This window comes from Kitasatospora sp. NPDC049258 (assembly GCF_040678895.1).
Taxonomy (GTDB): domain Bacteria; phylum Actinomycetota; class Actinomycetes; order Streptomycetales; family Streptomycetaceae; genus Kitasatospora.
In genome coordinates this window covers 23,393-34,467 of record NZ_JBFAQT010000058.1, presented here as the reverse complement: position 1 = coordinate 34,467, position 11,075 = coordinate 23,393, and the positions used below count along the sequence as shown (strand labels likewise).

Sequence of the window (11,075 nt, the reverse complement as noted above, 5' to 3'; positions counted from 1 at the left end):
ACCACCGGGAGGACGACCTCGTGCTCCTCGAAGCGCGTCATGGCGAGGGGGTCCGCCAGGAGCACGCTGGTGTCGAGTACGTACGTCCGCCGGTCGCGTTTGCCGGAGCGGGTCGCCGGCTCGGGCCGGGTGCCGCGGTCTTCGAGGCTCATGTGGCGTCTCCCTGGCAGGGGCTGGTGCCGGGCAGCTGGGGCATTCGCGAAAGTGAGTCGACGGCTGACGACTGCCTTGCCGCGGCAGTCAACTCTCCGTACCGGCGCCGGCCGACAATCCGCGAGCGGACGGCACGGCCAGTGATATGGGCGTTCCTTTCAACGAACGATAGTCAGTGATGCGCGCCGCTCAAACGTGACGTGGATCACATCCTTTCCGGTGCCAGCCGCGCTCGGCGGCCGCTATCCGCAGCGTGGTCGATCGAATACGTACCGCCGCAGGTCCGCGATAGGCGCCCCGATCACCCTTCCCGACCGCGCGCCAGAGGGGGATTCCGAGCCGAGAACCCTTGAGGTGCGCTCAGGTCCGCGCAGCAGCGAGAGGCTCACCGTACGGACCGTGGCCGCGCGGCGCCCTCGGCGAGGCCGCGGTCTCAGCCACGCGCACCGACACCCTCCGGGCCATCTCGCCATGCCCGACCGAGGCCCCGTCGATCCGTCAGAGGACGCGGACCCCGGCCCCTCGCAGGCGCTCAGGTCGGCGGGCGCCGGCCGCGTCCAGGTCGCCCTGCACGCCCTGCCCCCCCGGTGGTGCCCGAGCGTGAGCGCACCCGCAGATGCGGGTCAGAGCAGCGTCCGCACGATCGCCCTCGACAGTCACACCCTCCCGGAGCTCCGGGTGCGCCTACGGATGCAGCTCCGCCAGCTCCCGGTCGATCCTCCGCGCCCGCCGCACCATCGCCAGGTACGGCTCCGGCTTCCTCGGTTCCACCGCCGCCTTGTTCACCACGGTCTTCGCCAGTGCCTTCCGTGCCGTGCTCTCTGCCATCACCGGAGGCTACGCCGAACCTCTTCATGCTCAGCAGAGATTCAGGCGCAAACCCTTGCTACCCCACGGGGCCCCGGGCCGGCTGAACACCCGTGGTCGCGGACTAGTCCTGTGGACGGTAGGGATCAGTCGCTGCCCAGATCACCGGCCAGCCCGGCCAGCATGGCCTCGCGCATCGCGGCGGTCGCGACGGCGAGGGTCGCCGGATGGGGAAGGTACGCGTCGGTGTGACATGCCGGACCCACCGGGCCGAGTCTGCTGCCGGGTTCGCCCGAGCCGACGAACCAGTACACGGCCGCCGTCCCGAAGGCCCGGACGAGAACGCTGACGTCATCCGAGGCAAGTGCGGGCGGGACGGTCAGGTGACGTACCGGCAGCCGGGCCTCGTGCACCGCGGCCAGACGGTCACGGACCCGCGCCGTATTCTCCACCCGGGGGACGCGACTGTGCTGTGCCAGTTGAACATCCTCGCCGAAGGCTAGTCCGGCGGCGGCCGACTCCGCCCGCACGACCGAGTCGACGCGGCCGAGGATCAGTTCCCGTACGCGTTCCTCGAAGGTGCGGATGTTCACCGTGACGGCCACGCTCGGCGCGCGCAGACCTGGTGCGGCCGGCGCCACCATGGCGGGCACGGACACCACCGCCTGCTCGAACGGCGGCACGTCACGGCCCACCACGGTGTGCAGGCGCTGGGTGAGATTCGCGGCGAACAGCACCAGGTCGGGGCCGGAATCCGGGAGGCCGGTGTGCCCGCCCGGAGCACCTGCCGTGACGGTCAGCGTCTCCGCGGCGGCCAGCGCCGTTCCGGGTGTGGAGGCAAGCACTCCGACCGGAGCCATGGCCGACACATGCTGGCTGAGCAGGACGTCGGGATGCGGGACAGCCTCGACCAGTCCGTCGTCGACCATCCTGGCGGCACCGCTGCCCAGTTCCTCCGCCGGCTGCAGGATCAGGACGATCCGTCCGCTCGGCAGATCCGGGCGGCCCGCCAGCTGTGCGGCCGCCCCGGCCAGCGCCGCCAGATGCAGGTCGTGCCCGCACGCGTGCATCACCCCATCCTCCTCGCTGGCGAAGGCGGCTCCCGTCCGCTCCTGGAGCGGCAGGGCGTCCAGCTCCGCGCGCGCCGCGACGACGGGCCCGGGGCCGCGGTCGAGCACCGCCACCAGGCCGGTGCCACCGATCGCCCGGGTCACCGCGAAGCCCTCACGGCTGAGCACCTCGGCAAGGAGCCCGGCGGTGCGGTGCTCCTGGAACCCGAGTTCGGGGCCGCGGTGCAGGGATTCGTAGAGGGCCGGGGCCCAGTCCGGCAGCCGCAGAGCCGTCACCGCTGGCCCGTCATGCGCGCCTCGGCCAGCCGCATCGATGTCCCGGACCGCAGCGGACGGGCGGCCAGAAGCTCCGCGATCATCCGGTTCTGATTCGCCGGCGTCGGCGGCTCGACGGGTTCGAACGCCCGGCGCAGCACCGTCGCCAGCAGACGGGAGGATGCCTTGCACTCCTTAGGGTCATCCCCCGCGCCCGGTCGCGCGACGAAGCCGTTGACGACGGCCTCGATGGAAAGCTGACCCTCTTCGGAGCAGACCGCTTCCCGGATCAGGCCGTTCACCCGTAGCAGCTCCAAATACTCCTGCCGCGCCAGGACGGACGCGAGCGATATCCCCATGGCGTCCGGATTCACCGGTGGCGCCACGTGGGTTCCCAGGACTCGTGCGTCGCGGGTGTTGTAGGCCCGCAGTACGGGATTCGCCATGACCTGCTGGTAAAGCACGCAGCCGGCCGCGTGCAGGCTGGCGAGCCTGCGATCATGTGGCAGGTGTGCGATGAACTGTTCGTGGACCCGGTCGAATTCCCGGACCAGCACATCGTCGATGATGTCTTCCTTGCTGTTCCAGTGCGTGTACACCGTTCCCTTGCCGATCCCCGCGTGCTCGGCGACGTCCTGGACGCTGATCTTCGGGTACCCGATCCGCAGCACGAGATCGACCATGGCGTCGAGGACCCGGGCGGATCGGCCACAGGGGTCGCCGCCCGCCGGCCCGGTGCGGAGCGAACCGGTCATCGAGTTGCCGAGCGGCTGGACAGTGGACTGCCGAGTGGTCATCAACATCGTCTGCTCCCCGTGGATGTCGTGCGTTTGGCGTCGGTGAACGCGGCCTGGCCCGGTCTAGCCCAGACCGACGCTGATGGTGCCGTCGGGGCCCGGGCACCCGACGATCAGTTGGAACAGCGCGGCGATCCGCGCGTCTCCGGTCACTGCGGCGATCACATCGCCGCGCAGACTGTTGTGAATGCGCCCTGCCGCCCCGGCCGCCGCCGCAGCGAGCAGCACCCGGTGCGCGACCCGTGCGGCAGCGGCGGTGGCCGTGTGCAGCCGCCGCAGGTCGGCGGTGGCCTCGCCGATCGGAGCCGCGACGATCACGGTCGCCGAGGCGGCGGCGTAGTCCGGTGCGAGCCAGCCCATCGCGTCCTGGCCGCGCTGGAGCTGTTCCGTGGGCGCCAGGCCCGCTCGGACCACCACCAGGCCCTTCTCCGTGGCCCGATAGCACCCCGGTTCCCAGCAGCCGCCCGCGTCATCGAGGCAGGAGCGGTGAACGACCAGGTACGACTTGAGTGTGCCGTCAGGGGTTCCCGCCAGCTCGGCGGGCAGCGACCCGAGCCGGCCGAGCCGGTCCGTGCCCAGGGCGTTGAACACCCGGTGCCCGGAGTGCCGGCGCCGTACCAGGTCCAGGTGCCGGTCGATCGCAGACCGGCTGCCGAACCGTCGCGGCGGATCCAGCACGACCCGGCCGACCGGCCGCTCGTCCGGTCCCAGGTCGAGCAGTTCACCCCAGGACCCGCTGCGGCCTCGCTCGGCCAGCTCGACCACCTCGTCGACTCCGACGCCCGTGGTGCGAGCCGCGTCGCCGATCGCCGCCAGGGCCAGCCCCGCCTCCTGGAGGCACAGCCTCGTCGCGTACCGGTGGTAGCGGTAGGAAACCTTGCTCTCACGCGCCGTCAGTACCAGCGTGAACCGCGTGCCCAGGCCCGCCGGGCCCGGTCCCTCGGACGCGGGGCGGGAGACCGGGAGCAGCCGCAGCTCCCCCGGCTCGACGTACCAGGCTCCGGTGTCCGTCACGAGGTAGAGCTCGATCGGGTAGAACCCCCGAGCCGAGGCGAGCCCGCGGTGCGCCCAGCCGCCGGAGTGTGCGAGGTTGCCCGACTCCCAGCGGAGCGGAACGTGCACGCACCGCAGCACGGCCAGCAGCCATTCGGGGACGCTCGGCCCCGCGTCGGCCTCGACCGGCCGGATCGCCGCAGGCCGTTCGCACGCGAGTTCACCGGTCGGCAGCAGCGTGGACGGATCGAGCAGCAGCGTCTGCAGTTGATCCGACGTCGGCCACGCTTCCAGCAAGGGCGCGTCGGCGCTCGTCCGCGGGCCGCTGCGTTCGAGGCCGGGCAGAGCCCCGGCGGCCGGCAGCGGACGGGCGGGACGGCCGAGGAACCGGCCCACGGCCTCCGCCGCGACAGCCGCGGCGATCACGGCCCGCTCGACCGGGCCCGTCGGTTCCACCAGCCGCCCACCGTCGGACGGCAGCGCCACCGCGGTTTCGCCGATCCGGACCAGGACGTCCGGGGCGGCAGAGAGTTCGGCCCGCACCGACAACTGGCGAAGGCTCGCGTCCAGCAGCGGCAGCCAGTCGGCCGGCGCGGACACCGAAGCCGCGGCGGCGAGCAGTGCCGCGCATCGCTCATAGGGTATGGCTTCGGCCGGGTCGGCGAGGTCGGCGACGGCGAGCAGTTGGTCGGGGAGGTCCTCGGGGCGCGGCCGCTCCTCGCGTCGCAACGCCCCGCTGTACTCCAGGTAGTCCAGACATCGACCGACGGCGAGGCGCCGGGGCTCCGGTACCAAGGCCAGGAGTGCCGACTCCGCCGTTCTGCCGTCGAGCAGCGGGGAGAGGCGGTGCAGCAGCGGATGCAGCTCGGCCGGACCCCGGTAGCGGCCGGTACGGGTGGTCAGCAGCGTGCCCTCCCGGGCCGCGATCACGTGCACGCCGGCGAGGAGCCTCGGGAACTGTTCAGGTGGCATCGGCCCGCCCTTCGAGTTCGAGCCGCCGGATGGCGAGGGTGGGCAGTGGGTGGAACTCCACCGGGGCGATGACGGTCAGCCGGGCGAACCGGCGGATTACCGCGCGGACGGCGGCGACCGCCTCGATCTGGGCCAGCGGGCCGCCGAGGCAGTAGTGCACACCGTGGCCGAAGGAGAGGTGGCGACGGGCCGGCCGGTCGAGGAGGAACGGCTCCGGGTCCGGGTTCAGCCCCGGGTCGTGGTTCGCGGACAGGATCCAGGCGGCGACCAGCGCCCCCGCCGGGACGGTGGTGCCGGACAGGGTGGTGTCCGCCTCCGCCATCCGGGTCACCTGGGCGAAGGCCGGCCGGACGCGCAACGCCTCCAGCACCAGCTCCTCGACCCGGTCGTGTTCGCGTACCTCGGCGTCCAAGGCCGGCTGGACACACAGCTCGTGGACCGCCGCAGCGATCAGGGAGGTGGTGGTGACGTGCCCGGCCAGCAGGATCAGGCCCGCGAGCGAGGCGATCTCGTCGATCGTCGCGGGTACGCCGTCCACCTCGGCCGTCGCCAGACGGGACATCAGGTCCCCGCCCGGCCGAGCCCGCTTCGCCCCCGCCACCTCGGCCAGGTACCGGTGCATCTCGTCCATCTGCGCGGCGTCGCCCCGGCTGAATCCGACGGACCAGGTACGGAAACGGTCGATCCTGTCCTCGGGCAGTCCCAGGTACCTGGAGATGACCCGGATCGGCAGCGGATAGGCCAGGTCGCGGACGAGATCGAACCGGTCCGGGACCAGGCTGTCGACCAGCTCGTCGGCGATCTCGTCGATCGCCGGGGCGAGGCCGCTGACCGAGGCCGGCGTGAAGGCCTGGTTGACGATCCGCCGGATCCGGGTGTGGTCCGGCGGATCCATCATGGTCAGGTTGCCGCGCCCGAGCTGCGCGGTGGGAGGCATCAGCCGGGTCCGGTCCGAGGAGAAGAGCCCGCTGTCCGCCAGCACGGTGCGGACGTCCTCGGCTCGGAACACGTGGTGCATGCCGCCGAGTGCGAGGACCGGCGTGTGGTGCCGGGCATCGGCGAGCCAGTGCACCAGCCTGGTCCACCCCGCGCCGTCGAGTTCGGTGAGTGCCGGGAGTCCGGCCGCTGTCCCGGCCCTCACGGGAACGGGTGGGGGTCGGGGTTCAGCTGGTCCCGGGTCAGGTCGGTGCCGAGCCTGCCGAGCCGGCGCGGCAGGGTGAGCAACCGCGGCAACCCGTCGATCCGCCGGTTGCGGTAGCCGAAGGTCATCGGCACCGCGCCAGGGACGAGGACCTTGACGCAGCTGAAGCCGCCGGCCCGGTGCTCGGGCGTGGTCTGGTCGACCACCAGCACCTCGCCGACCCGCTCGGCGGCGGCCCGCAGGTCCACCGTGAGGTCGTCGCGGTCCGGCCGCAGCCGGTCCGGCCCGCCGATCTCGTCGACGCCGATGGTGGGCCCGCCGAAGAGGAAGTCGAGGCGGCGCGCGGCCTCGGGGTCCGCGTAGACGGCCGAGTGGTCCGGCATGGTGACGACCTGGTAGGGATCGCGCACCATCTCGGCGGCCCGGTCCGCCTCGTCCGGGTAGCGCCGGATCACGTCGCTGAGGATCGGCCCCAGTTCGTTCAGCGCGTTCAGCAGCGCCCGCTCCGGGTCCAGGCCGGCGCCCGCGGTGCACAGCAGTGCGGGCCCCTTCCGGTCCGGGTGCTCCGCCATCACCCAGACGGCCGGGATCCCGTAGTCCGTGGTGATGTCGAAGGCATGGACGCGGTACCCGGTGCTCGACCTGATCGCGCCCGCCTGGAGCGGCACGCTCCGGTCGTGGCAGGAGTCCAGGTCGATGGTCGGCGGGGTGGTCCGGGTGTACCAGGTGCACAGGAAGGCGTCGCGCTCGACCGTCTCCATGAGTCCGTGCAGCGTCGCCTCCTCCCAGGAGGAGCCGAGGGCGCAGCCGTTGGACACCTCGTAGTAGGAGACCGGATCGTCGCCGCGCAGGCGGTGGCAGTAGTAGTACGCCAGCGCCTCCGGCACCAGCCGGGCGCTCCCGGAGACGAACGAGTGCGCCCACACCCACCACAGCGGCCGGTCCGGATCGAACACGCGGTAGCGGAAGGTCGGGTCGTCGTAGCTCTCGTCCGGGTGGTGGCCGAACACGTCCGGGTGCACGGCGTGCGGCGCGAGTTCGCGCCACGTGCCTCGCACGGAGGACCGCAGGCCGCCCGGGGCCACGCCGCCGTAGCGCTCCAGGGCCTCCAGGATCGCGGTCAGCTCGCTGGTCCGGTAGTCGCGGCTGCGGCCGTAACCAGGCTCGGCCAGGTTGTCGAACCGCAGGGGCATCGACGCGCCGGCCATCACCAGCCCGCCCTCCGCGCCGCGGTCGGTGTGCCGGATCAGGCCGCTGAACGGGTCCACGTAGAGCTCGCGGACGGTCTCGAACTCGGCCATCACATCGCGGGTTCGCGACCCGAACGGGGTGATCTTGGGGGCGGGCCGCAGGACGTGCTGAGCCAGGCCCGCCGTGTCCTGCGGCAGCACTCCGCACTGCGGGCAGAAGGGATCGGGCAGGAAGAGGTGGCGGGTGGTGGCCAGGGTGGCCAGACCGACCACCGCCACCAGGCGCCGGTCCTCCGGGCCGGCCAGCTCGTCCACCACCAACGCGGCGGCCGCATCGGCCACCACCTGGGCGGCGAGTCCGTCGAGCAGCTGTGGCACGTCCCGTCCGAGCCGGGCGGCGTACTGCTCGCGCAGCGGGGCGAGCCACGCCTTGCCCGCGTCGACGCGTTGCCGCCGCAGGTCGAGGCAGTTCGGGCAGCCCGGCACGCCGGGGCGGGTGAGCGGTCCGACAACCACCTGACCGACCTCGGAGTGCACACTCAGCCAGGGGCGGTCGGTCGGGCCGTCCGCCGGGACATGCCAGGTGTCGCTCGCCAGCACCTCGACACCGAGGTCCGCGAGCACGTCGGAGAGGGTGCGGGCCAGCACTCCGGGCCGAACGGCCGCGCCGCCGGCGGTATTCGTCAGCGTCTCCGTCATCAGTCCACTACCACCTTCACTGCCGTGATTCCGAGTCGGGCGATGCCGGGGTCGTGGTCGAGGTCGACCACGGTCGTGCCGGGAGCGCGCAGCGCCACCGCCTGGCGCAGGTCCATGAGCGTGATCGACGGCGAACCGGGCAGGTCGGCCACTCGGTCGGGCAGCGGCAACGCCCGGCCGAGGGTCCGCGGCGCCAGGTCCGCGCGGCCGTGCATCAGCACTTGGTCGGTGAGCACGGCCTGCTCCATCGCACGGACGGCTGCGGCAGCGTGGCTGGTGCCGCGACCGTAGACGGTGCCGTGCCGGGTGGTCGCCACGGCGGTCGGGACGGTCTCCTCGAGCAGCACACCGAACCAGGCCTGGCGATCGCTCACCAGTAGGTGGTCCAGCGCTTCGCGCGCCTCGGCCGGCAGCCCCTCGCTGTCGTGCACCCGCACGACCGGTCCGGGTGCGTCCACCGCCCAGGTCTCAAGGAGGTCGAGCAGTGCCGTGGCGAGTGCGTCGTCCCGCGCCTCGGCCGCCGCGGTACCGGGCGCCGGCCCGGCGCCGGCCTCGCAGCGCCGCGCCCGGCCGACCGGTACCAGCGCCGGGCTGTCGTCCGCGAGGCGGCGGGCGCGCAGGAAGTGGCTCCCCGGAGCGGTGGCGATCCGGTCCGTGGCGGCGCGTAGCGCGGACAGGTCGTCGGTGGCGTCGAGGACGGGCCGTCCGGCCGCGTCGACCACGGCGCGCGGGTCGAGGGTCGACTCGAGGTGCACCGCGAGAGCTGCGAGCACGACCCGTCGCCGGGCCTGTCCGTAGTCGGAGCCGTCCGCGACGACCTCCACGTCCAGCGGGCGGATCGAGGCCCGACCAACGACCCGGGCCCGTGCGAGGTGCCGAGGCACCTGGGGCAGGTCGTCCTCGCCGATCTCGCGCACGACGCCGTGGACCGGGTCGATGACCGCCATCACCCGCTCGTCGAACGGTTCGGCGACCCGGTCCGGCGACGCGGGCCGCCACGGGTGCGACAGCGCCCGCCAGGACGTGGTCTCCTCCCGCGTGACCGTGAGACCGCTCCAGACCTCCGCGGACCCGAGTGCGACCCGCCGGACCAACTGGGCCGCGGCGGTCCGGGCCGCGGTCGGGTGGGGCAGCCCGTCGGCGAGGTCGCCGCAGCGCAGGGCGGCCACAACCTCGCACAGTTGCTCGGCGTCCATGGGGCCGACGACCACCGCGGCACCCTCGGCGTACAGTACGGCGCCTGCACGGCCCGCCCCGGACGCGGCACGGACGCCTTCGAACCAATCGCCGCGAAGGGGTCCGGCTCCTAGGACGACGGCCGGCAGCGTCAGCCCGCTGCGCTCCACCGCGCCCTCCAGTTCGGCGCTCTCACCCGTGAACCTCACCTCGCCGGGCACGGCCGGCCACCGCAGGATCCCGACGGACACCATCGCGTCCCGCACCCGGCGCGCCTGCGCCGCACGCGCGCCGCCGAGCTCATCGGCCGCCTGCTCGACATCCCGGCCCTGCTCGATCCAGGAGGACACCAGGCGGATCCAGCCGGACAGCCCGGCCGACAGCTCCAGCGGTCCGGACTCGGCCAGCCCGTAGGTCCTGCCCTCGTGGTCGATCGTGTAGGCGTTCATCCGCCGCGGAGCGCTCATCGGCCCTGCTCCGCACGCCGACGGAGGCTGGATCCCACAATGAACTGGCCGACGCTGACCTCGACGAGCGGGTCACGGCCGGTGGCCTCGGTGAAGGCGGCCGCGTCGTCCGTACCCAGCGGGCAGCCAGCCAGTCCCATCGCGCTGCTCGTCCCCGCGAGCGCGTGGTAGAGCACCCCGGTGTTCTTCAGTACCACTGCGTAGCCCATCCCCTCGTACTTCCACATCACCCGGCCGACCCGGGCCGCCACGACCAGCAGCACCTGTGGGAACGCGCCGGTCGTCGATCCCTGTGAGGCGACCCGCAGCATCCGGCGCACCGCGTGGTGCTGCAGCGGCTGCACGAGCTCCAGCTCGTGCCGGTGCGCGTCGTAGTGGTAGAAGCCGCTGTCCAGTCCCTCGCACCGGTTGATCACCGGGTACAGCTCGAGCTCGTACACCGAACCGCCCGAAGGACGCGGGGAGCTGACGAACTCGACCCCGTCCTCCTCGTGCATCCGCCGCACCCGCGCGGTGCGGTACAGCAGCTCGCCGAGCTGGTCGACCGAGACCGGGGACTCGTCGTCGTGCACCCGCTCCGACCGGCGTCCCTCGGCCACGTCGAAGTACGAGCCCTCACCCTGTCGGCGGTCGGCGAAGTCCGGTACGGCGAGCCCGACGCGCGGCCCCGGGTAGGGCGGCGGGGCGGCCGGCTCCGGTGCGAAGCCCGCCGAACGGCCCCACCAGGTGCCGCCGAACCCGTCGCCTACGTACCCGCGGTAGCCGAGCCGGCTGCGGTCGTGGAACAGCAACTCGTGCGGCGCCCACTGGCGGTAGCGCAGCTCCTGGGCCTGCTCGCCGTCCGGGTCGGCCAGGAAGCCGGCGAGCGAGAGCTGCTCGCGGAGGGCCCCCGCGAGCCCGCCGAGCACCGGCGCCACGTCGGACGCAGGATCGAGCGCGGCGGCCAGCAGCTCCCGTCGATGAATCGTGATCTCGGCGCTGGCCAGGGGAGATTCCAGGATCAGCGCACCGTGCTCGGCCCGGATGACCGCGTACCGGGACAGGTCGAGCCGCCCTTCGGCGGCGGGCGCGGGTTCGCGGGCGCGCAGTGGACGCACCACGAAGGCAACCCCGCGGTCGTCGGCGAATTCCTCTTCGAGCCAGCCTTCTCGCCGCAGCAGCCCGGTGACCTGGTCCGCCGCATCGGCCGGCTGCCCGGTGCCGGCCAGCCGTGCGACGACCTCCGCCGTCGACTCGCCGGAGGGCAGGCTGACGTGGTGCGGCCAGGCCATCAAGTGGGTGCGCCCGCCGCGTTCGGCGCTGAACACACCCGGTCTCAGTCGTTCGGTCCGCTGTGCGACAGCGTCCTGTGCCCG

At 72.9% G+C, this 11,075-nt stretch carries 8 protein-coding genes and 1 pseudogene; all 9 read right to left on the bottom strand.

Translation table 11 applies throughout. The features are described 5' to 3' along the window. Positions 1 to 152: PIN domain-containing protein (locus AB0K43_RS29690; protein WP_363645177.1), on the bottom strand; the 152-nt coding region annotated here is incomplete at its 3' end. Between the two features lie 688 nt (positions 153 to 840). Continuing rightward, positions 841 to 981 (bottom strand): annotated as a pseudogene (locus AB0K43_RS29685) (endonuclease III); the annotation flags it as partial. Between the two features lie 125 nt (positions 982 to 1,106). Next, the gene (locus AB0K43_RS29680) at positions 1,107 to 2,306 is read right to left on the bottom strand and encodes an amidohydrolase (RefSeq protein ID WP_363645173.1); all 1,200 of its coding nucleotides are present in this window, start codon (positions 2,304 to 2,306) and stop codon (positions 1,107 to 1,109) included. Next, positions 2,303 to 3,088 carry a TetR/AcrR family transcriptional regulator gene (locus AB0K43_RS29675; protein ID WP_363645171.1) on the bottom strand — a complete coding sequence of 262 codons (786 nt, stop codon included), beginning with the start codon at positions 3,086 to 3,088 and terminating at the stop codon, positions 2,303 to 2,305. The genes AB0K43_RS29680 and AB0K43_RS29675 overlap by 4 nt, the downstream gene beginning before the upstream one ends. 57 nt (positions 3,089 to 3,145) lie before the next feature. Next, positions 3,146 to 5,047 carry a hypothetical protein gene (locus AB0K43_RS29670; RefSeq protein WP_363645169.1) on the bottom strand — a complete coding sequence of 634 codons (1,902 nt, stop codon included), beginning with the start codon at positions 5,045 to 5,047 and terminating at the stop codon, positions 3,146 to 3,148. After that, on the bottom strand, positions 5,037 to 6,188 hold the full coding sequence (locus AB0K43_RS29665; RefSeq protein WP_363645167.1) for a cytochrome P450: 1,152 nt from the start codon (positions 6,186 to 6,188) through the stop codon (positions 5,037 to 5,039). The genes AB0K43_RS29670 and AB0K43_RS29665 overlap by 11 nt, the downstream gene beginning before the upstream one ends. Further along, entirely contained in the window at positions 6,185 to 8,077 is a 1,893-nt protein-coding gene (locus tag AB0K43_RS29660; protein ID WP_363645165.1) for a TOMM precursor leader peptide-binding protein, read from the bottom strand. Before AB0K43_RS29660 ends, AB0K43_RS29665 begins: the two co-directional genes overlap by 4 nt. After that, positions 8,077 to 9,720: a hypothetical protein gene (locus tag AB0K43_RS29655; RefSeq protein ID WP_363645163.1), complete on the bottom strand. Its 1,644-nt coding sequence runs from the start codon at positions 9,718 to 9,720 to the stop codon at positions 8,077 to 8,079. Before AB0K43_RS29655 ends, AB0K43_RS29660 begins: the two co-directional genes overlap by 1 nt. Next, positions 9,717 to 11,027: a SagB family peptide dehydrogenase gene (locus tag AB0K43_RS29650; protein WP_363645161.1), complete on the bottom strand. Its 1,311-nt coding sequence runs from the start codon at positions 11,025 to 11,027 to the stop codon at positions 9,717 to 9,719. The genes AB0K43_RS29655 and AB0K43_RS29650 overlap by 4 nt, the downstream gene beginning before the upstream one ends. Between the last annotated feature and the right edge of the window lie 48 nt (positions 11,028 to 11,075).

Coding starts and splice junctions, on each gene's coding strand:
- AB0K43_RS29655 (WP_363645163.1), bottom strand. CDS start 9,720: ATGAGCGCTCCGCGGCGGATGAACGCCTACACGATCGACCACGAGGGC.
- AB0K43_RS29675 (WP_363645171.1), bottom strand. CDS start 3,088: ATGTTGATGACCACTCGGCAGTCCACTGTCCAGCCGCTCGGCAACTCG.
- AB0K43_RS29660 (WP_363645165.1), bottom strand. CDS start 8,077: ATGACGGAGACGCTGACGAATACCGCCGGCGGCGCGGCCGTTCGGCCC.
- AB0K43_RS29670 (WP_363645169.1), bottom strand. CDS start 5,047: ATGCCACCTGAACAGTTCCCGAGGCTCCTCGCCGGCGTGCACGTGATC.